This is a genomic window from Streptomyces sp. NPDC021080, assembly GCF_044333225.1.
GTDB lineage: Bacteria > Actinomycetota > Actinomycetes > Streptomycetales > Streptomycetaceae > Streptomyces.
The window spans coordinates 22,898-44,139 of record NZ_JBIRQM010000027.1 but is presented as its reverse complement, the minus strand read 5'-3'; the positions used below and the strand labels follow the sequence as shown (position 1 = coordinate 44,139).

The 21,242-nt window shown below is 69.1% G+C and carries 16 protein-coding genes and 1 pseudogene; 3 read left to right on the top strand and 14 right to left on the bottom strand.

The features are described from left to right. Positions 1–7 precede the first annotated feature (7 nt). A pseudogene (locus tag ACH4S8_RS41225) lies at positions 8–1,134 on the bottom strand (IS110 family transposase). 11 nt (positions 1,135–1,145) lie between these two features. Between ACH4S8_RS41225 and ACH4S8_RS41220 the strand changes: the two are divergent. Beyond that, positions 1,146–1,346, top strand: coding sequence for a transposase (locus ACH4S8_RS41220; RefSeq protein WP_398403827.1), 201 nt, complete (start codon positions 1,146–1,148; stop codon positions 1,344–1,346). Between the two features lie 37 nt (positions 1,347–1,383). Here the strand turns inward: ACH4S8_RS41220 and ACH4S8_RS41215 are convergent, their stop codons facing one another. Beyond that, positions 1,384–2,556 carry a 4-hydroxybenzoate 3-monooxygenase gene (locus tag ACH4S8_RS41215; RefSeq protein ID WP_398403767.1) on the bottom strand — a complete coding sequence of 391 codons (1,173 nt, stop codon included), beginning with the start codon at positions 2,554–2,556 and terminating at the stop codon, positions 1,384–1,386. A gap of 173 nt (positions 2,557–2,729) precedes the next feature. On the opposite strand from ACH4S8_RS41215, the gene ACH4S8_RS41210 reads away from it, so the two are divergent. Continuing rightward, positions 2,730–2,837 (top strand): transposase, encoded by a 108-nt coding sequence (locus ACH4S8_RS41210; RefSeq protein WP_398403825.1) that lies wholly within the window; start codon positions 2,730–2,732, stop codon positions 2,835–2,837. A 124-nt stretch (positions 2,838–2,961) separates the two neighbouring features. On the opposite strand, the gene ACH4S8_RS41205 is transcribed toward ACH4S8_RS41210, so the two are convergent. The 6 genes from ACH4S8_RS41205 to ACH4S8_RS41180 all read right to left on the bottom strand — a co-directional run bounded on the left by ACH4S8_RS41205 (position 2,962) and on the right by ACH4S8_RS41180 (position 12,347). Next, positions 2,962–5,577, bottom strand: coding sequence for a glycoside hydrolase family 78 protein (locus ACH4S8_RS41205; protein WP_398403765.1), 2,616 nt, complete (start codon positions 5,575–5,577; stop codon positions 2,962–2,964). Further along, positions 5,570–6,805 (bottom strand): glycoside hydrolase family 1 protein, encoded by a 1,236-nt coding sequence (locus ACH4S8_RS41200; protein WP_398403763.1) that lies wholly within the window; start codon positions 6,803–6,805, stop codon positions 5,570–5,572. Before ACH4S8_RS41200 ends, ACH4S8_RS41205 begins: the two co-directional genes overlap by 8 nt. A 26-nt stretch (positions 6,806–6,831) precedes the next feature. After that, positions 6,832–7,815 (bottom strand): ABC transporter ATP-binding protein, encoded by a 984-nt coding sequence (locus tag ACH4S8_RS41195; RefSeq protein ID WP_398403761.1) that lies wholly within the window; start codon positions 7,813–7,815, stop codon positions 6,832–6,834. Continuing rightward, positions 7,812–9,773, bottom strand: coding sequence for a dipeptide/oligopeptide/nickel ABC transporter permease/ATP-binding protein (locus ACH4S8_RS41190; RefSeq protein ID WP_398403759.1), 1,962 nt, complete (start codon positions 9,771–9,773; stop codon positions 7,812–7,814). The genes ACH4S8_RS41195 and ACH4S8_RS41190 overlap by 4 nt, the downstream gene beginning before the upstream one ends. After that, positions 9,770–10,711, bottom strand: coding sequence for an ABC transporter permease (locus tag ACH4S8_RS41185; RefSeq protein ID WP_398403757.1), 942 nt, complete (start codon positions 10,709–10,711; stop codon positions 9,770–9,772). Before ACH4S8_RS41185 ends, ACH4S8_RS41190 begins: the two co-directional genes overlap by 4 nt. 94 nt (positions 10,712–10,805) lie before the next feature. Beyond that, complete coding sequence (locus tag ACH4S8_RS41180) at positions 10,806–12,347, bottom strand: ABC transporter substrate-binding protein (RefSeq protein ID WP_398403755.1); 1,542 nt, start codon at positions 12,345–12,347, stop codon at positions 10,806–10,808. A 129-nt stretch (positions 12,348–12,476) separates the two neighbouring features. Here ACH4S8_RS41180 and ACH4S8_RS41175 point away from each other — a divergent pair, with 129 nt between their 5' ends. Then, positions 12,477–13,298, top strand: a complete 822-nt coding sequence (locus ACH4S8_RS41175) for an IclR family transcriptional regulator (protein ID WP_398403753.1) — start codon at positions 12,477–12,479, stop codon at positions 13,296–13,298. Here ACH4S8_RS41175 and ACH4S8_RS41170 read toward each other — a convergent pair. From ACH4S8_RS41170 to ACH4S8_RS41145, 6 genes are all read right to left on the bottom strand, one after another. Further along, positions 13,288–15,888: a family 78 glycoside hydrolase catalytic domain gene (locus ACH4S8_RS41170; protein WP_398403751.1), complete on the bottom strand. Its 2,601-nt coding sequence runs from the start codon at positions 15,886–15,888 to the stop codon at positions 13,288–13,290. The two genes, ACH4S8_RS41175 and ACH4S8_RS41170, sit on opposite strands and share 11 nt — an antisense overlap. Next, a complete protein-coding gene (locus ACH4S8_RS41165) occupies positions 15,885–16,847 on the bottom strand; it encodes an alpha/beta hydrolase (RefSeq protein ID WP_398403749.1) in 963 nt (320 codons plus the stop codon). The genes ACH4S8_RS41170 and ACH4S8_RS41165 overlap by 4 nt, the downstream gene beginning before the upstream one ends. Before the next feature lie 82 nt (positions 16,848–16,929). Beyond that, the gene (locus ACH4S8_RS41160) at positions 16,930–18,402 is read right to left on the bottom strand and encodes a glycoside hydrolase family 43 protein (protein WP_398403747.1); all 1,473 of its coding nucleotides are present in this window, start codon (positions 18,400–18,402) and stop codon (positions 16,930–16,932) included. Further along, a complete protein-coding gene (locus ACH4S8_RS41155; RefSeq protein ID WP_398403745.1) occupies positions 18,399–19,175 on the bottom strand; it encodes an alpha/beta hydrolase fold domain-containing protein in 777 nt (258 codons plus the stop codon). The genes ACH4S8_RS41160 and ACH4S8_RS41155 overlap by 4 nt, the downstream gene beginning before the upstream one ends. Then, positions 19,172–20,455: an amidohydrolase family protein gene (locus tag ACH4S8_RS41150; RefSeq protein WP_398403743.1), complete on the bottom strand. Its 1,284-nt coding sequence runs from the start codon at positions 20,453–20,455 to the stop codon at positions 19,172–19,174. The genes ACH4S8_RS41155 and ACH4S8_RS41150 overlap by 4 nt, the downstream gene beginning before the upstream one ends. Before the next feature lies 1 nt (position 20,456). Next, positions 20,457–21,236 (bottom strand): SDR family NAD(P)-dependent oxidoreductase, encoded by a 780-nt coding sequence (locus ACH4S8_RS41145; protein ID WP_398403741.1) that lies wholly within the window; start codon positions 21,234–21,236, stop codon positions 20,457–20,459. Positions 21,237–21,242: the final 6 nt, after the last annotated feature.

Sequence of the window (21,242 nt, the reverse complement as noted above, 5' to 3'; positions counted from 1 at the left end):
GCTGATGTCAAGCCGCTGCTGTGACAGGTGGTGCGGCTTGGTAGCACGCTCCGTCGCGGATCATGGCCCACAGAACGTTGAGGCGGCGGCAGGCGAGTGCCAGCAATGCCTGCTTGTGTCCTTTGCCCTCGGCACGCTTGCATGCGTAGTACGTCTTTGAGGCCAGGCAGTTCTTCAGGCTGGACAAGGCGGAGAGGTACATCGCGTTGAGCAGGCCGCGGTGGAAGCAGTGTGGCCTGCGGAGGTTGCCGCTGATGCGGCCGGAGTCGCGTGGAGTGGGTGCCAGGCCGGCGTATCCGGCGAGCCGGTCGGCGCTCCCGAAAGCGTCCATGTCGCCGCCCGTCGCGGCGAGGAACACGGCTCCCATCTGCTTGCCCATGCCGGGCAGGCTGAGGATCACCTCGGCGTGCGGGTGCTCGCGAAGCCGGGCCTCGATTTCGGCGACCTCCTCATCGAGGGTCATCACCCCCTTCCGAGGCGGACTACCATCGCGGCGGCCAGCTTCTCGCTGGGCAGTGCCGTGTACTGTGCTTCGGCCGCTTCCGTGGCCGTCTTGGCGAGTGCGGCGGCGCTGCGCACCCTGCGGTTGCATATCCACATTTCGATGCGCTTGGCGCCGCTGCTGCGGATCGCAGCTGGGGTTTGGTAGCCCGTCAGCAGTATCACCGGACCTTTGTTGGTGAGATCCAGCGAACGTTCCAACGCCGGGAAGATTTGCAGGAGTTGTGCCCGGAGTCGGTTGATCTGACGGGTGCGGGCGGCCACGAGATCGGTGCGGCGGGCGGTCAGGGTACGCAAGTCCACGGCGACCTCGTCGCCGGGTCGCAGCGGGCCCAGGTCGCGGCGCATGCGGGCTTGGTCAGCGATGACGAAGGCGTCCTTGGCATCAGTCTTGCCTTCGCCCCGGTAAGAAGCCGAAGCGCGGTGCACGGTCAGTCCGGTGATATAGACCATCGGCTGGTCGTGGCTGAGCAGTACCCCGATCAGCAGGGCGGCTCCGCCGTGGTTGAGATCAACGGCCCACAGCACATCGATGTCGAGGGCCAGGACGTCGGCGATCAGTTCCAGCAGGGCTGTCTCGTCGTTGAGGACCCAGCGGGACAGCAGCCGCTCGCCGTCCGTGTTGATCACCATGCAGTGATGGTATTGAAGCCACCCTCTCCCAGAACGTTCGCACCCACGGCCTGCGCCGGACCCGCTACCGCGGCCTGCCCAAGACGCACGTCCAGCACGTCCTGACCGGTCTGGCCTGCAACGTCACCCGCATCACCGACTGGATCACGGACCCGACCCGCACCCGGCGAGCACCCAGCCACTTCCACACCCTCTGCACCGCCACCGGCTGACCCTCACAAGATCACCAACAGAGTCACGGCATTGGGTCTAAGGACGCAGAGGCCATCCGGTGTAGGCCTCGGAGAGGTAGGCGCGACCCGCATCCGACTCGACGACGGAGCGCAGCTCACCGATCTGGCGCATCCGGTCGAAGCCGCTCGCCCCGGGCTGCAGGTGCAGCATGTTCGTCATCCACCAGGAGAAGTGCTGCGCCTTCCAGATGCGCTGCCGCGCGGTGTCTGGGAAGGCGTCGAACAGGGTCTCGTCGTTGTCGAGTAGCAGCGTGTGCAGCGCCTCGGTGAGCAGGACGACGTCCGCGACGGCGAGATTCATGCCCTTGGCGCCCGTGGGCGGCACGGTGTGTGCCGCGTCGCCGACGAGCACGACCCTGCCGCGCCGCATCTCGTGCGCGACAAAGCTGCGGAAGCGCAGCACATCACGCTGAAAGATCCGGCCTTCCTTCAGAGAGGTGCCGGGGACACGCGATTGCAGGATCTCCCACAACTGCTCCTCGGTGTAGGCCTCGGTATCAGCTTCCGGGTCGCACTGGAAGTACATGCGCTGCACCTCGGGGCTGCGCTGGCTGATGAGCGCGAAGCCGTTCGGTGAGTTGCTGTAGATCAGCTCTTCGGCGCTGGGCGGGGCTTCGCACAGGATGCCGAACCAGGCGAACGGGTACTCGCGGAAGTAGCCGCCGAATGTACCGCTGACGGCCTCGCGGACAACGCTGCGCGAGCCGTCCGCGCCCACCACGACATCGGCCTCGATCTGGAACGTGTTGCCGTCTGCGTCCTTGGCGATGACGCGCGGCCGGATCGATTCGACGTTCTCGACACGTTCGGCCCTGACTCCGAAGCGGAGGTCCTGGCCGGCGGCGAGGCGAGCGGCGACAAGGTCCTTGAGCACTTCGTGCTGCGGGTAGAGCCACACGGCCCGGCCGACGGTGTCGGCAAAGTCGATCCGGTGACCCTCACCATCGAAGCGGAGTTCGATGCCTTCGTGCCTCTGTCCGACCGTAAGCACCCGATCCGAAGCCTTCGCCTCATGGAGGATCTCCACGGTGCCCTGTTCCAGGATGCCGGCCCGGATGGTGGTCTCGATCTCCTCGCGTGTGCGGGAGTCGAGGACCACCGATTCGATGCCGCGCTGGTCGAGCAGATGAGACAGCAGCAGACCGGCGGGTCCTGCGCCGATGATCGCTACGCGGGTACGTTCAGGCATGTCGACTCCAAGACGGCTCACGGGGTTGCAAGGAGTCTGGCCGCAGCCGGTCCTCGCCGACGATACCGATTCCCATTGAACGGGAATCGACTTTGTATGCTGACCTGCCCCGTTCCGCGGCCGGTCACCCGGGTCACGGACCCTGACGACAACTACCTGTACGGACACAACGGCTGTGGTCCGGCTCGTACTTCGCCGGATCCGTCGGCAGCGCACCTCTCAGCAGCGTCAAGCAGTACATCGAACAGCAGAACCGGCCACTCCGACCTGGGCTGAGATGAACAGTACGGATCCGTGCACACAGCTGAGGTCAGAGCAATTCTCAGATTCGCTACACCACCGGGCTGAAGCCCGGCGCACTGCGAATAGACCCGGTAGCGCCAGCCGAACCCGCAGCCTTGTCCGTCAGGGTTCTCCTTCGGCGAGCATTTCGTCGAGCGGAAACGGCGGGGACGGTTGCCATTCGCGATCGGCAGACGGGCCCGGGTGCGGCACCACGAAGCGATGCCTGCCGCATTCGATCTCCCTGGGTTCGAGGCCCGGCAGGACGACTGTCGCGACCGATCCGGTCGGCACGGTGACGTCGACGCGGAGTTCACCCTCGGCTCGCTCCCACGCGACCTCGGCCAAGCCGTAAGGGGTGCAGTGCGCCGTGCGTGCCCACGATATCCGTCCTCCGGGTCGCGGCTCGATCCGCAGCGACCGGTACCCCGGCGAGCCGGGCCGGAGCCCGGCGACCACTCGATGCATCCAGTCGGCCACTGCGCCCAGGGCGTAGTGGTTGAACGACGTCATCTCCCCGGGGTTGACCGAGCCGTCGGGGAGCATGGAGTCCCAGCGCTCCCAGATCGTGGTGGCCCCCATCGTCACCGGATACAGCCAGGAGGGACACTCGGTCTGGAGCAGCATCTGGTAGGCGTCGTCGATCGCTCCCGCGGACGTGAGGGCGTCGCAGATCGCCGGGGTACCGAGGAAGCCGGTGGCGACCTTGTGGCCCTTCTCCCGTACCAGCCGGACCAGTTGCCGTGCCGCCCGCGCGCGTTGTCCGGCGTCGGGCAGCAAAGCGAACTCGAGCGCCAGTGCATAACCGGTCTGCCCGGAGTCGGCGATCCGGCCCCCCTGCGTCACGTACTCGTCGTGGAACGCCTGGCGGACCCCGTTGGCGAGCTCGCCGTACTTGGCCGCGTCCGCGTCCTCGCCGATCACCGCGGCGATCCGGGACAGCAGTCCGGCGACGTGCGCACGGTAGGCGGTGGCCACCAGGTGCGCGTCGGTCTCGGCCTGCCAGGGCGCGTCCGGGGGTGCCGCCGGGTCGAGCCAGTCGCCGAGCTGCAACGCCGGCTCGTCGAAGAGGCCGGCCGGCCCCAGCGACGCGGTCACGCCGTCGACCCAGGCCCGCATGCTCGGGTACTGGCGACGGAGCAGCCCCGCATCGCCGAACCGCTGGTAGAGCACCCAGGGGACGATCACCGCGGCGTCACTCCAGCCGGCCGTTGCAACCGGCTCCGGGAACGGGCCCGGGAAGTCGATCCGCGGGACGAACAGTGGGACAACGCCCTCTGCGGTCTGGTCCGCGGCGAGATCGGCCAGCCAGGAGGTGAGCAGGCCGGCGCAGTCGAAGAGGTAGGCGGCCGTGGGCGCGAAGACCTGGATGTCACCGGTCCAGCCCAGGCGCTCGTCGCGTTGCGGACAGTCGGTGGGGACGTCGACGAAGTTGCCGCGCATCCCCCATACGACGTTCTCGTGCAGACGGTTGAGCAAGGGGTCGGAGCACTCGAACCAGCCGGTCCGGCGCATGTCGGAGTGGTAGATGACCGCCGTCGCCTCGAGTTCGTCGTAGTCACCGCTCACCTCGGCGTAGCGAAAGCCGTGACAGGTGAAGGACGGCTCCCAGTGCTCGCCGCCGGCATCCCCGGCGAGTATGTACCGGTCCGTGGCTGTGGCCGTGCGCAGGGGTCGCACTCCGAGCTCGCCGCTCTCGAGTACCTCGGCGTGGCGCATGGTGACGGTCGCGCCGCGGCGGCCGCACACCCGTATGCGGAGTCGTCCTACCAGGTTTTGGCCGAAGTCGAGGACGGTACGCCCGGAGGGAGTGGTGATCGTGTCGACCGGCAGGCGCTCCTCGACCGCCCGGACGGGCGGCCCCGAGGGAGCCACCAGGGTGGTGAGGTCGCACTCGCCGCGGTGCACACCGCCCCACTCCTGGTCGTCGAATCCGGGGCATGACCAGCCGGGGAGCGCCATCGTCGCGTCGTAGGTCTCGCCCTCGTAGAGATCCGCGGACCGGATCGGTCCGGTCGAAGACCGCCAGCCTTCGTCGGTGGGGATGACTTGACGTCGGCCGTCGGCGTAGTCGATCTCGAGTTGGGCGAGCAGACCCAGCGAGCTGCCGTAGGTGTCGCGCCACCCGGGCACGAACCCGACCCGACCTCGCCACCAGCCGTCGGCGACCTGTACCCCGATCGCGTTCTCACCGGCGCGCACCTGCTCGGTGACGTCGTAGGTCTGGTAGCGCAACCGATGGTGGTAGCTGGTCCATCCCGGGGTGAGGGCGTCGTCGCTGACCCGCTTGCCGTTGAGTTCGGCCACATAGAGCCCGTGCGCCGTGATGTAGAGGCGGGCGCGGGTGATCTCGCCGTCGGTGATGAAGGAGCGTCGGAGGAGCGCCGCCGGCCCCCGTTCGTCCCCGGCCGGCTCGATCAGCGTGGCCTTCCAGTCGGGGGCTACGAGACCGCGTTCCACGCTGACCGGGTCGCTCCAGTCGGAGACCTCGCCGTCGGTGCCGATGACGCGGACTCGGACCTCGCGCGCTTCACGGGATGCCAGCGGCCTCGCGGGCCACGGCACCAGCACGGAGTCGGCCGAGTCGACATGGAAGAACTCGTTGCCGATGGTCAGCTCGTAGGCGGCCTGTCGCTGGCCCTGCTGACTCGCGACCTGCCAGGAGAGCCGTGGGCGGTCTTCCCCGATGCCGAGCGGATCGTCGCGATGTTCGAAACGGACAGCGGAAACCTCATCCACGACGCAGCTCCGCGACCAGGCCGCCATAGAGGCTCGCGCTCGGCTTCGGCGTGCGCTCGAAGGTGACGGGGTCGACGCTGTGCAGCCCGAACTTGGGCCCGAAGCCGAAGATCCACTCGAAGTTGTCCATCAGAGTCCAGTGGAAGTAGCCGAGCACGGGGATGCCGTCGTTCATCGCCTCCTGCACCCCTGCCAGCGACGGCTCGATGAAAGCGGCGCGCTTCGTGTCGTCGTCCGCCTGCATGCCGTGCTCGGTGATCAGGACCGGCACGCCGCTCACCGCGTGGGCGTACCGCGCGCAGTTGCCGAGCGACGCCGGGTCGGTGCGGTTCATCACGCCGCCCTCGGCGGGTGTGCCGTCGAGGTTCACCGCACGCGTCGCGTCGTAGTAGTGCCGCTCATAGTTCTGGACGCCGATGAAGTCGTCCTCGCGAGCGATCTCGAGCCAGGACTCGTAGACCTCGGCGCGCTTGCGGTCACGCAAGGTGGGATCCGGGCCGTGGACGAGGTCGTCCACCATCGCGATCGACAGGCCTACGGGAAGATCCGCGCGACGCTCCTTGATCGCTGCGCGAGCTGCGCGGTGCCCTGCGGCCTGGCCCGCGAGCAGCGCGCCGGCCTCCTCGGGGAGCGTGATGTTGGTGAGGCGGTAGCGCTCGACGCCGGTCGCCCGGGTGCAGGCCTCCAGCGTCGCCCGCTCGAGGTCCCTGACGAAGTCGGGCAGCCCGGCCCAGGCCAGCATCAAAGGCAGGTTGGGTTCGTTCATCGTCACCGCCACCGCGATCCGATCACCGAAGGCTGCCATGATCCGATCGCAGAAGCGCGCGAACCGCACCGGGGCTTCGGTGTCCAGCCATCCGCCGCGTGCGGCGAACCAGTGCGGGGCGACGAAGTGGTGGAACGTGACGACCGGTGCCAGACCCCGCTCGATGCAGTGGTCGACGATCGCCTCGTAGTGGGCCAGCGCTGCGGCGGAGAACTCGCCTTCGGCGGGCTCGACGCGCGCCCACTCGACGGAGAAGCGGTAGGCGTTGAGGTTCAGGGCGGCGGCCAGGTCGACATCCTCGCGCCAGCGTTCCCAACCGTTGCACGCCTTGCCCGACCGTTCCTTGAAGACAGTCGGTGTCACGTTCTCGGCGAACCAGCAGTCGCTGGAGACGTTGTCGCCCTCGGTCTGGTGGCCGGCACTGGCCACTCCCCAGAGGAAGTCGGCGGGGAACTGGTGCATGGGGATCTCCATAGGTGGTGCGAGGGTCAGTGGGGGGCACGAAGCGCGGCGACCTCATCGAGGCGATGGCAGGCCGCGGAGGTGTCACCGGTGCCGGTGAGAGGCGGCCGCTCGGTGCGGCAGAGGTCCCCCGCGAGCGGGCACCGGTTCACGAACGGACAGCCCGTCGGTGCCGCCGTCGCTGTCCCGGCCGCGCCGATGCCCAGTGCTTCGCGCGCGGCGCGACGGTGCGCCTGCTCGGCCGGATGGGGCACGGGTGCCGCCGCGGTCAGCGCGACGGTGTAGGGGTGACGCGGTTCCTGAGTCACCGACTCGACATCTCCCTGCTCCATCACCTGGCCGCGGTAGAGAACAACGACCCGCTGGGAGAGGAACCGGACGACGCCCAAGTCGTGCGCGATGAAGAGCAGCGCGAGTTGTCGCTGGTCACGCAGATCGGCCAGCAGGTTCAGCACCTGCGCCTGGGTCGAGAGATCGAGAGCGCTGACCGGTTCGTCGAGCACGATCACCTTCGGGTCGCAGACCAGGGCACGGGCGATCGCCACTCGCTGACGCTGACCGCCGGAGAGTTGCGCCGGACCGCGGTCGATCGCATCGTGCGGGAGACCGACCGCCTCGAGCGCCTCTCGGGCCCGCTGCCACTGCTCCTGTTTCGGGACGCGCAGCACCCGTAGCGGCTCCACCAGGGTCTGGCCGATGCTCTGGGCCGGGTTGAGCGAGGAATAGGGGTCCTGGAAGACCGCGCGCAGGTCGATCGCACTGACCCGCCGCTGTCGCAGTGAGGCCGTGGTGATGTCCGTCCCGTTCAGCGCGATCGACCCGGAACTCGTGGCCTGAAGTCCCAGGATCGCCTTGCCGATGGTCGACTTGCCGGAGCCGGACTCACCGACCAGCCCGAGGGTCTCGCCCGGCGCGATGTCGAAGCTGACCCCGTCGACGGCGGGAGGCGTTCTGTGACGACGTCCGTAGTGAACGACGAGATCTCGCACGCGGAGGGCTGACTGGTTCATCGGACGACTCCGGATTCGTTCGGCATGGCCGTGCTCGGCGCCAAGGTCAGCGGATGGATGCAGCGCGCGGTTCCCGCGCCGTGCGCCGGCGCCGCCGCGATCGGCTCGTGACATTCGGGGGTGGTCAGGGGACACCGGCTCGCGAACCGGCAGCCGATGGGCCAGTCCTTCGGCGCCGGCACCGTGCCCGGGATCGAGGGCAGCCGGTCCGGGACCGCCTCCCCCTGCGGGATGTGGGGGTTCGCGCTCAGCAGCGCACTCGTGTAGGGATGCGCGGCCCGGTCCAGGACTTCGGTCACGGTCCCGGACTCGACCACTTGACCGGCGTACATGACGGCGACGTCGTCGCACAGGTCTGCCACCACACCGAGGTCGTGGCTGACCAGGACGACCGACAGGCCGGTGCTGCGCACCAGTGATCGCAGCAGGCTGAGGATCTCCGCCTGCACGGTCACGTCCAGAGCGGTGGTCGGCTCGTCGGCGATCAAGAGCTTTGGCGAGCCGGTGAGCGCGAGGGCGATGCAGACTCGCTGGGCCATGCCGCCGGACAGTGCGTGAGGGTGGCTGCGCAGGATGCGCTCGGGGTCGACGATGCCCACCTGGGCGAGCAGGTCGGCCGCGATGCGGCGGGCCTCGTCGCGGCCGACACGGCGGAAGCGGCGGATGGGCCGGGTGAGCTGATGGCTGATGGAGAACATCGGGTCGAGCGCGACCATCGGCTCCTGCGAGATCATCGCGATGTCCCGCCCGCGGACGGCCTGGTGCTGCTTGTCGGAGAGCCCGACCAGATCCCGCCCCTCGAAGAGGATCGAGCCGCCGCTGACCTCGACGCCGTCGGGCAGCAGTCCCATCAGCGACCGTGCGGTCATCGTCTTGCCGCACCCGGACTCGCCGACCAGGCCGAGCACGGTGCCAGGCCGGACCGACACCGAGACACCAGTGACCAGTTCCGTGCCCTCCACGACACCGACGCGCAGATCCCGCACCTCGAGCAGGGCTCCGTCGGTCCGAGGAGATGCCTCGCCCGCGGCCGAAGCCGCTGCCACAGGTCGACCCACTTGTCGCACAGGGCGGCGAGCAGGGGCGGTCCGCTCCCGCTCACCGGCCAGGGCATCGGCGATCTGGTTGGCCGCGATCACGGTCAGCGCGAGCACGACACCGGTGGGAACCATCATCCATGCGTCGTCGTAGATGTGCTGCTGAGCGTTGCCGATGAGGCCGCCCCAGCTCGGCGCCGGTATGGCCGGCCCGTATCCCATGAAGGCCAGGCCGGCCTCGATCAGGATGCCGAGCGCGAAGAGTTGTGCCGCCTGGACGGCGATCGTGGTCGCCATACCGGGCAGCACGTGACGCACGTTCACCAGGAGGGAGCCGACGCCGTTCACCTTCGCCGCATCGACATAGAGGCGGGTGCGCAGCGACTGGGCCAACGCGAGCAGGATCCGGTACACCGGCGCCGCGAGCAGAAGCCCGAGAACGGCCATGATGGCCCAGACATGGACCCCCACCGCGCCGACGAAGGCGAGCAGGATCACGGTGGTCGGCAGTGCCAGGAGCAGCTCGGCGACGCGGCTGAAGGGCCCCTCGACCCTGCGACCGTGCTCGGCCGCGAGCAACGCCATCGGCACGCCGACACAGAAGGCGACCGCCACGGCCAGCAGCGCCGGGCCCATCGAGATCCAGCCACCGGTGACGATCCGGGAGAAGATGTCGCGCCCCAGTTCGTCGGTGCCGAGCCAGTGCCCGCGCGAAGGGCCTGCCAGGGCGTGAGCGAGGTCCTGCTGGCCGACTTGGTACGGCACCCACCAGTGCGCGGTCGCCGAGGCGATCACGATCGCGGCCAGCCATGCGATCGCGAGCACGGTGACGGGGCGGCGCAGCGGGGCTGGCAGTCGGCGCCGGCTGGACGTCGGCTCGGACGCCGTGGGCACCTGGACGGTTTCGGTGAAGGCGTTCACGCGGCACGAACCTTCGGGTCGAGGGCGGCGAGGACGAGGTCGAGGACCAGATTGGTGACGACCACAACCACGGTGGCGATGACGACGACGCCTTGGACAGCGGGGAAGTCGTGGGTGTTGATCGCGCCCTGTGCGGCCTGGCCGAGACCGGGCAGCGCGAAGAGCTGCTCGATGATGACCGAGCCGCCGAAGAGGGCGATGAACTGGATGCCGATCACCGACACCACCGGCGCACCGGCGAAGCGGAGCGCGTGCAGGTAGCGGATCCGCCAGACCGGCGTGCCGAGGGCCCGCAGGGTGCGGATGTGCTCCTGCTGCAGCGCGTTGGCCATGCCGGCCCTGGTCGTGCGCGCGATGATCGCGGCTCCGGTCAGCCCCAGCGCGAGCACCGGGAGAACCAGACTCTGGACATACTGCGCCGGCGAAGTCATGAACCCGACATAGCCGGTGGCGGGCAGCAGATGCGCCTTCACCGAGAGCACGTACACCAGCAGGATGCCGAGCCAGAACTGCGGCAGGGAGAGCATGATCCCGCTGGTCACCGTGATCAGGCGATCGAGTCTGCCTTGGCGCACCGCCGCCACGACTCCGGCCAGGATTCCCAGGATCGCGCTGAACAGGGTCGCGAAGACCGCCATCGAAGCGGTGACCGGTACGCGCTGCATCAGGTCCGGCCAGATGCCGTGACCGTCGATCAACGAGACCCCGAGGTCGCTGCGGACCGCGTGTCCGAGCCAGCTCGCGTACTGAGCGACGAGCGGACGGTCCCAGCCGAGCCGGACGTTCTCCGCCGCGATCTGGGCCCTGGTCGCCCCCTCCCCGGCGGTGATGGCTCCTGGGCTGCCGCCGGAGGCGTGCACGAGGAGGAAGCTCAGGGCGGACGCCACCAGGACGGTGACGATTCCGAGCCCGATACGACGGGCGACGTAGGTGAACATGACATGAGTTCCTTTCCGAGATCACGACACCGAGCGCGCTGTCCCGTCGGCCGGCCGACGATCCCGAGGACCGCCGGCCGACCGCGAGGAACGGTCAGGCGACCGGCTTGAATGAGCTCAGCAGCGGGTAGCCGTCGGTACCGGGATAGGCCGGCGCCTTGAGCACCTTGGCGTTGTAGCCGACGTACGCGTACTGCTCGGCGACCGGGATCAGCCAGCCCTCGTCGATCAGCGCGCCGTTCAGCTTCTTCAGCGCGGCGGGGCGGTCCGAGTCGGAGGCGTTCGCCGCCGCCCCGAGCGCAGCCCCGATCACCGGGTCCTGCGTCTTGTGCGGGTTGGCGAAGCCGCCCACGAGAACTCCTGCGGTGACGCCGATCTCGTTGCTCATCGTCAGCGGGAGGAAGCCGAGCGGCTGGGTGTTGACCGCGGCGAAGAGCTGGCCGGTCGAGGTGGTGACGTCGATCTTCATGTCGACGCCGATCGCCTTGAACTCGTTTTGCAGGAACTCCAACGCGGCCTGATTGGTCGGGCTGGCGGTGATGGTGAACGAGAACCCGTTCGGGTAGCCGGCCTCGCTCAGCGTCCGCTTCGCCTTGGCGACGTCGTAGGCGTACTGGGTGTTCAGCGCGGGGTCGTAGCCGGGCGAGGACTTGGGGAAGGCGTTGGCTGTCGGCTCGGCGCCCTTGGCCACGGTCTTGACGAAGGCGTCCCGGTCGATCGCGTAGCTCAGTGCCCGGCGAACGTCCTTGTCTGCGAACGGTTTCGAGCCGACCCCGGTCTTGTCGAAGACCAGCAGGTCCAGCATCGTGCCGCCATTTTTGGCCAGCGAGACGCCGTTGGAGGCCGCCGTCTGCTTCGTGGACGTGTCGATGAGCGACGCATCGCTCTGGCCGGAGATCTGCGCGTTCAGACGAGCGTTCTTGTCCAGGTACGGCTTGTAGACGATCGTCTGGAACGGGTAGGTGCCCGTGTTCGTGCCGGGCTGGCGGCTCATGGTGTAGCTGCTGCCCTTGACCGCGGTGCGCATCTTGTACGGACCCGAGCCGTCGGGACCCTGGCTGAGCAGGCTCGGGTTACTGATCGCCTTCGCTCCGACGATCGTCCCGGGGACGCCCTCGAGGTTCGTCTGGAACGATCCTTGCGCAGTGGGGAAAGTGAGCACCACGGTGTCCGCGCTCGGGGCCTTGACGTCCTTGATCTCGGTCGAGCCGCCCTTGGCGAAGCCGGAGTAGGCCTGGAGCTTGGAGTCGCTGCGACGGTCGAGGTTCGCCTTGACCAGCTGAGCGGTGAGCTTGGAGCCGTCGGTGAAGGTGACACCGGACTTGAGCTTCAGCGTCATCTGGGTCTTGGCCTTGTTGTAGCTGAAGGTCGAGACGAGCTCAGGGACGGGCTGACCGTCGGCACCCTCCGCGAAGAGCGACTGGTAGGCCGACTCGTAGAAGAGCCGCTGGCCACCGCCGTAGAGCAGCGGGTCGTAGCCCTGCGGTGCCGGGTCGGAGTCATAGCCGATGGTGAGTGCGGTGCTCGAAGAGTGATCAGCGCTGTTCGTCGAAGAGCCGCACGCCGCCAGAGAGACGGTGGCTACCGCCAGAGCCAGTGTGCTGACTCCCAGACGCTTGAAGGTGAAGCCGGTCATCGAAGCCTCTCGGGTTGTCCGGGTCGGGGCCTTAGCCCAACTTGGGGAGAACAATGAGTGGCGCCAGTCACACAAGTCAGCAATGATTGCCATTGATTGAAACGCGCGCTTCATCGGAAGGTCACATTTGTGAGCGAAACGGCTGCCACTCCAACCCGACGCCGGGGCAAGCGCCCACCGCAGGGAGAACCCGTCATCGACCGGGCGCTGTCGCTGCTTGACGCCTTCGACGTGACGCGGCGGCATCTGACGTTGCGCGAGCTCAGCGAGCTCACCTCCATTCCGGTCAGCACGACGTTGCGGCTGGCCAACCGGCTGCTCGGCTGGGGTGCTCTCGAACGGGACGAAGCCGGCCGATATTCGATCGGCCTGCGGCTGCTGGAGGTTGCCTCACTCGCCCCGCGCGGTCACGGTCTGCGCCAGACGGCTCTGCCCTTCATGAGCGACCTGGGAGCGGTCACGCATCAGCACGTACAACTCGCGGTCCGCGACGGGCTGGAGGCGACGCTGGTCGAGCGCCTCTCGGCGCACCGAGCGGTCCACGTGCGATACCGGGTCGGCGGCAAGATGCCGCTGCACGCGACAGGCATGGGGCTGGCACTCCTCGCCTTCGCACCGGCCGAGGTGCAGGACGAACTGCTCGCACGGCCGCTGCACAGCGAGCCGGACAAGCGGTTGATCCCTGCCTCGGCGATGCGGCGCACGCTCGCCGAGGTGCGCAAGGAACGGGTGGCCATCTTCCGCCGCACCGAGCTGGAGATGCTGGTGGCGGTGGCGGCGCCGATCTTCGACGAACACGACGAGGCGGTCGCCGCGATCGGCGTGCTGCTCCCCGAACGCGAGGCGCAGCCACGTCGGCTCAGCTACGCGGTGAGAATTGCCGCGCAGGGCATCTCGCGCGCCCTCGACGCCCCCAGCGCAGCCTTGCCACCGACGGCACTCAGGACGTGAAGGTGTGCCGGCCGGCGCCGACCACATCCACTCCACCGTTCGGCATGACGACCTCGGCGGTCGTGCCCGAGGGCACGACGACCTCGAGAAGCAGCCGACCGTCCCTGAACTGCCACACCGACTCGATGCGTCCATGGGGCGACTCGAGCGCCGCGGAGGCCGCGGTGAGACCGCCGCCCGGAAGCGGGGCCACCCGGAAGCGGCGGTAAGCCGGATCGAGCGGCCTCAGCCCTGCGGTGTAACGGTGGAGGAAGCTGATCACCGCCCCCTTCGAGTAATGGTTGAGCGACTCGTGGGGCGTGCCCTCGTCCGCGATCCCGTTCCAGCGCTCCCAGATCGTGGTCGCACCGCGATCGATCATGTGCAGCCAGGACGGCGGACCGTCCTGGAACAGGAGCTCGTAGGCAAGATCCACCTCGCCGTGTTCTGCCAGTACCGGCAGGAGGAAGGGCGTCGCCAGGAAGCCGGTGCCGACATGGGTGCCCGCAGCCCGGACGAGACCGACGAGCTGCGCCACAGCCTTCGGCACGGCCTCCTCCGGGATCAGCCCGAAGGCCAGCGCCCGCGCGAGGTTGGCCTGTGTGGCCGGACGCACCGTGCCGTCGGTGGCGAGGAACTCGGTGCGCCAGGCGGCGGTGACGCGGTCGGCGAGCTCGGCATACCGCGCCGACTCCACCGGCCTGTCGAGCACCTCGGCGATACGGGCCATCAGTCCCGCCGAATGCGCGAAGTACGCCGTGGCGACATCGCTCTTGTCGCCGGCGACGAAAGCACCGAAGTCGTCGACCTCGTTGCCCGGCTCGAGCCACTCACCCCAGTGGAAGCCCGTGTCCCACAGATAGCGTTCGTGCTCCGCCTCGGGGCCGGTGCGACCGGGGTGCCGGCCGGCGGCGGCCATCCGCTCGGCACGGCCGACCCAGCGCACCATGTTCGGCCACAGATCGGCCAGGATCCGCTCGTCGCCGTACGCGCGGTAGAGCTCCCAGGGCACAATGACGACGGCATCACCCCAGCCGGCCGAACCCTGCAACGCCGCGGTGGGACCGTGCAGGCCCTCTGCCGGGCCGTGCGGCGAGATGTTGGCGATCGTGCCGTCGGGCCATTGCTCGATCGCGACGTCGCCCAGCCATTTGACCGAGAATCCGGCGACGTCGTACAGGAACGCGGCCGTCGGTACATAGAGCTGCCAGTCGCCGGTCCACCCCGCCCGCTCCCGGTGAGGACAGTCGGTAGGGATCTCACAGGCGTTGTCACGGAAGCCCCACACGGCGGCCTCATGGAGCCGGTTGATCCGCTCGTCGCTGCACGAGAACCATCCCGTGCGGCGCAGATCGCTGTGCACCACGACGCCCCTGACATCCTCCGGCGTCAGATCGTCGGGATGCCCCTCGATGGCGACGTACCGGAAACCGTGGGTCGTGTGCCGCGGCTCGAACACGTCACCGGGCCGGCCGGCAGAGAAGACGCGGTCGACCTGCCCGGCAGGAAGCGGCGCAGGCAGGAACGGCACCGCGGGTCTGAGGTGGTCGGTGGTGAGATCACCGTCCGGATCGAGCGCCTCACCGTGGACGAGCGTCACCTCGCTGCCCGCCGGGCCGAGGTTACTCAAACGGACCCAGCCGTTGATGTTCTGGCCCAGGTCGACCAGTTGCCGGTCGTCACCACGGCGTACCACCGACCTCGGGCGCAGCTCTTCGATGCGACGCGTCGGTGGCGCCGGCGACCAGAACAGCGTCTCGTACCCGAGGCCGGCAGGCTCCACAGGGCGCCATCCGGCCGCGTCGGTGGCACGCCGGTCGTCGGACACACCGTCGATCAGGTCGGCGCGGACGAGGCTCGACGGCCGTGACTCCCAGCCCTCGTCGGTGCCGAACACCTCGGTGGTGCCGTCGACGTACTCCACGTGCAACTGCGCGAGGAACGCCGTGCGTTCGCCCCACTGATCGACCGCACGGAAGATCCCGACCTGGCCGCGGAACCAGCCGTCACTGAGCAGCGCCGTCCACGTGATCGACCCCGGCCGGAGCAGCGGTGCGACGTCATAGGCCTGAACCGGTACCCGGGCGGAGTAGTGCGTGTACCCAGGGGTCAACTCGAGATCGCCGATCCGGACCCCGTCGAAGAACGTCTCGTAGAGACCGTGCGCCGTCGCGTAGAGCCGGGCGCGGCGTACGGGCTGCTGAACGACCAGGCGACCGCGCAGCTCATACGCGGGGCGCGGGGCCGGTGGGAGCGGATCCGGTTCGCCGGGCCGGATCCACGAAGCGGTCCAGTCGCCGGCGGCGAGCAAGCCTGTCTCGAAACTCGCCGCGGCCGACCAGCCGGACTCACCTCGATCGGTCCGCACCCGCACCCGCCAGCTCACCGGCTGCGCCGACCCGACCGGAGCGAAAGGCCATGCCTCAAGGACGGTCCCGGCGGACTCGACCCAGTCCGAGTCATGCACCACGCCACCGAACTCCGCTCGGATCCGATACGCCGTCTGCGTGCGCGTGCCCTCAGGGAGCCGCCACGACAGCCGGGGCGCGGGTTCACCGAGCCCGAGCGGAGAACCGAGATGTTCGACGGCCAGCGCGGTAGGCGCGCTCATGCGCCGAGGGCCACGGGCCGACCGACCGTGGCTGCGATCAGGTCAAGCGCGGCGGCGGTCGGCCCCAACGTGGCCGGGAGATTGAGGTAGCCGTGCATCATCGACCGCACCATCACCTGGCGCACGTCCACGCCAGCGGCCGCGAGCGCCGCTGCGAAGGCCTCGCCGGAGACCCTCAGGTCGTCGTACTCGGCGTTGAGCACCAGCGTCGGGCACATCCCTCGCAGGTCGGCCAGGATCGGGAAGGCATATCCGTCAGCTCCGCTGAGCGGGCCACCGAGATAGTTGTGATTGAAGAAGCCGTGCATCTCCGGTGGGAAGTGGAGCACTTGGGGCACGTGGCTCATCAGCTCGGCCAGCTCGGGACCGAGCGGCGGGAGCACCGAGTGGGCGACACCGTAGGCGAAGATCAGGTGGGCGGGGGGCTGCTGGTCCTCGTCGCGCACCTTCAAGGCGGCTCCCGCGGCGAGGTTGGCGCCGGCACTGGCCCCGCCGACCGAGATCCACGCGGGGTCGACACCCAGATCGGCCGCGTTCTCGCGGACCCAGCGCACCACGGCCACGACGTCGTCGTGGGGCACCGGGTAGTGCACGCCGTTCTGGCACAGCCGGTAGTCGACCGAGACCACGACCGCGTCGGCACGCTGCGCCACCTCCCGCGAGGTCCAGTCCGCCTCGGGCATGTCCAGGTCGCCCATCATGAAGGCGCCGCCGTGCATCCACACCAGAGCGGGCCGCCCGGTCACTTCTGGACGCTCGCCGTAGACCCGTACCGGCACCGGACCGTGAGGCCCGGGCGCCTGTGCCGTGCGAACCGGGACGTCGGGGACTTCGTAGTCCGGCCAGGACTCGAACGCGGACCGCCGTTCGGCGTACTGCGGGTCCTCGAAGAAGGCTTGCATGCTGGGAACACCCTCGATGTACGCGAAGCGCCGGAGGGTCTCAGGATGAATCGGCATGCGTCGCAGCGTTCCGGTCGCGCTGATCCACGTCACCTGGCCGCTCCATTGAATGGAACGTCAGGACCCACTGAAGGGAACGTCAGGACCGGCCCGAGTACCGGAGCCGACGGACCCGGACCGCGCCCTCGGTCGCGAACGGCCCGACGACCCGGCCCGTGAACGCCTTGGCGGTCTCGAAGCACCAGTGCCGGCCGTCCAGCTCGACAAGCGTCACGTCCTCGTCAGCCACCCGGGCCGTCAACCGGATCCGGTCGCCCCCGACCGCACCGGCGGAGAAGTCGGAGGGCGGCGGCGTCGTCGCGATGGTGAGCTCGACGTCTCCGCACGGCAGGACGGCGTGCCAGGTCCGGTCGAATCCCGCCACCACCACCCGCGCCTCGACCTCGACCTCGGTTCCGGTGGCACGAGCCTCGAGTGCCACCAGGTTGTCCTCCGCGTTGCGGAACGCGAGACCCCCGCGACCCTCCCGAACGTCGAAGACAGCGCTCACCACGGTGCCCAGATGCCGCTGCCGACGCCCGACGAAGGCCGGGCGTGGGCCGTCCAGCCCGGTGTGACCGGGAGTGCGACGGATGAGGAGACCGTCGGGCGTGGCAGTGGCGACCGCGGCCGGCAACTGGCGCACGGCGATCCAGACCGGGTCGGTCAGCGCGTCCGGCGCGCCGAGGTCGTAGGTGACCTCCTCGTCCGGCGCCGGAGGCAACTCGGTCAGCCGCGCGCTCGGCCAGTCGTCGGCCCAGTCGACGTCGGCCAGGAAGGTCTCGCGGCCGAGGGGCGAGAACGACTGCGCCAGCCCCACCGGCCGGACGCCGAGGCAGACGAGCGCCGTTCCCGAGTCGGTCTCGACGAGGTCGGCGTGGCCGAGGTTCTGCTCCGGCCGGCCGGTGCCGGCGGCGGTGAGGACCGGATTCCCCGGGCAGCTCTCGAACGGTCCGTCCGGCCTTCGGGCGCGGGCCACCGTGACGGCGTGGCCGCGGTCCGTGCCGCCTTCGGCCACCACCAGGTACCACCATGGGCCACGGCGGTAGAGGTGCGGGCCCTCGGGGGAGTAGCCGCCGCTGCCGGCCCAGACCGCACGGGGCATGTCGATGGCCCGGCCGGTCGTCAAGTCGACGCGGACCTGCTGAATCGGGTTGGGATGGCGGGCGAACGTGACGATCGCGGTGCCGTCGTCGTCCCAGGCGAGATCGGGGTCGATCCCGTCGACGGCAGGGATGCTCACGCCGTCGCTCCACGGGCCGGCCGGATCGGTCGCCGTGAAGACGACGCAGCCCCGGCCGCCGAGGAACACGGTGACGATGAGATAGAAGAAGCCGTCGCGGTGACGCAGCGTCGGGGCCCAGACCCCGCCGGGCGTCGGAATCCGTTCCAGCTCGACCTGCTCCGGCCTGGTCGCCACATGACCGATCTGACGCCAGTCCCGCAGATCCGTGCTGTGGTAGACCGGCAGCCCCGGCAGGTATTCGAACGACGAGGTGACGAGGTAGTAGTCGGCTCCGACCCGCACCACGCTGGGGTCCGGGTTGAATCCCGGGATCAACGGACGGGTCATGGCGTGACGAGTGTCCGCAGGAAGGCGAGCGACTGCTGTTGCAGGGCACTCACGTCCGCGGCGCCGTCCCAGAAGTGGCTCGCGCCGGACACGAGCAGCAACTGCGCGGACCCTCCCGCCGCGGTCAGGGCCGCGGCGAAGTCGACGCTCTGCGCGGTCGGCACCATCGTGTCGCTGTCGCCGTGCATGACCAGCACGGGCGGTGCATCGCCGCGCACGTGGCTGATCGGGCTGGCCTCACGGGCCAGGTCCGGGATCTCCGCGGCCGGCGCTCCCAGGAAGAGCGCCTCGCGGGTCCGGGGATCGTCGGGGTCGGGCATGGCGGTCAGGTCGGTGACCGGAAACCACGCGACCACTCCGGCCACGGCGGAGCCGGTCAGTGCGGCCAGCAGGGCGAGGTGCCCGCCGGCGGAGTCGCCCCAGAGGAACACCTGCCCCGCGCCGACCTCGTGGGGCGCCATGACCTCGGCGATGGCCGCGACCGCGGCGCGAACGTCGTCGGCCGCGGCCGGGTAGGGCGCCTCGCCACTGAGCCGGTAGTCGATCGCCGCCACCGCGAAGCCCGCCCGCACCATGGCGGGGTAGAAGTCCTCACCCAGGCGCGGCAGCGGGTGACGACGCGAACCGCGTCGCCATCCACCGCCGTGTACGTGGACGATGACCGGCACCTCGACAGCGTCCGCCGCGGATACCGCGTCGGGCAGGTACAGGTCGAGTTCGAGCGGGCGGAAGCCCGGGATCACGGCGTACTCGACGTCGTCGAACCGCCTCATGCCACACCGCTCGTGAGCTGCTCGGCGCGCTTGTGGAACCGGCCGCCCTGCACGATGGCGACGAGGTTCCCGGCGTCCTGCAGCACGGTCACGTCGTTCGTCGGATCTCCGTCCACGACGAGGATGTCGGCCAGGTATTCCGGCGCCAGGAGGCCGACCGGGAGCTCGAGGACCTGACCTCCGAGGAAGGTGGCCGCCTTGAGCGCCTCGAGCGGGCTGTAACCGAAGAGCTTGACGAAGAGTTCGAGGTCGCGGGCGTTGCGGCCGATCGGGTTGTTGGGGAAGCCGTAGTCGCCGCCCGGCAGCACGCGCAGGCCGCGCCTGCGGAGCTCGGGGTAGAGGTTCGTCATCGCCTCGAGCGCCTTCACCGAGCCCATCTTCTGGGCCATCGCGGTGTCGATGCCGAACTCCTCACCTTCGTGGACGTTGGCCCACATGATGCCGACGGCCGGTGAGAGGAAGATCGAGTCCTTCGCCTCGTCGAGCAGGTCGATCGCCTCCTGGTCGGCGTAGGAGCAGTGATAGATCGAGCGGAAGCCGCTGGTGACCGCCCGCTTGATCGACTCGGGATTCTGGGCATGGCAGTTGAGCCAGACACCGGACTCGCGGGCCTGCTCGCCGGCGGCCTGTGCCTCTTCGGTGCTGTACTGCGTCACCATCGACCCGCCCTCGAAGAAGACGTCGTCGTTGCTCATCAGCAGCTTGACGCTGTCGAAGCCGATCGCGGCCTGCTCGCGTATGAACGCGCGCACCGCGTCCGGCCCCGTCTTTTGCTCGCGCGGGCCGTCGGGGCCCATCTGCACCGGGTTGTTGTCGCGCTCGAACGACGCGGCACGCATCCGCGGTCCCACCGCGGCGCCGGCCTCGATCTGATCGCGGAGGATCACCTCGGTCGGTACGGGGGTCAGCGAGCCGGCCGAGTAGGCGCTGGTGAAGCCTTGGTCGAGCAGGATGCGCGCGTTGCGCTTCGCGATCTCCAGGTGCTCGTCCGGCGTCGGCATGTGGTGGAAGAAGCTGACGTCCAGCGGTGGGTTGAAGGAGGTGTCGATGTGACCGACGGCCGAGGGGAAGGTCAGGTGGCAGTGCGACTCGGTCATGCCAGGCATGACCGTTCTGCCGGTGCAATCGACTATCTGGTCGCCTGGTTGCGTCCGCACGCCACCGCCGACGACGATCGCCTCGATCGTCTCGCCGCGGACGACCACGTCGGCACGGACGGCCGGGGTGCCCGAGCCGTCGAAGACGTTGCCGTTGACAAAGAGAATGCGCTGATCGGACATGTCAGGCTCCGATCATGTTGTAGCCACCGTCAGCGACGAAGTAGCTGCCGGTGATGTGCTGGGCGTCCGCGGTCGCGAGGAGGAGCGCCGTGCCGGCGATCTCCTCGGGCTTCGGGATGTGGTGCATCGGTGTCATCTCCCGCAGCTTCTCGCCACGTCCGTTCTTGTAGTCCTCACGGTTGAGCATGCGCTCGGTCTCCATGAAACCGGGCGCGAAGGTGTTCACCCGGACCTTAGGCGCGAACGCCTGGGCGTAGGACTTGGTGATGCCGAGGATGCCGTACTTCGCGGCCGCGTACTGCGGAGCTCGTGCGCTGCCGCGGACCACGACCGTGGAGCCCACGTTGACGATCGAGCCGCCGCCGGGCTGCTCGAGCATCCGGGAGCCGAACTCGTGGGTGCATACCAGGGTGCCTTTGAGATCGACGGCGAGCGTGTGGTCGATCGCCTCTTCGGTGATCTCGCGCCACGACATCTGGTCGCTGGCCATGTCGCCCACGTTGTTGATCGCCACGTCGACCTGGCCGAAGTGGCCCCACACCTCGTCTGCCATGCGCGTGATCTGCGCCCATTCGACGATGTCGGCCTGGACGAGGAAGGCCTTGCGCCCCTCGGCCTCGACCCGGTCGGCCGTACGGCGCGCGCCCGCCTGCGAGCTGCGGTAGTGGATCGCCACGTCGGCACCCTCCTGGGCCGCCCGTACGGCGATCTCAGCGCCGAGGCCGGTGCCGGCACCGGTGACCAGGACGACCTTGTCGGTGAAGCGCTGCGGAAGATTCATGGGTCT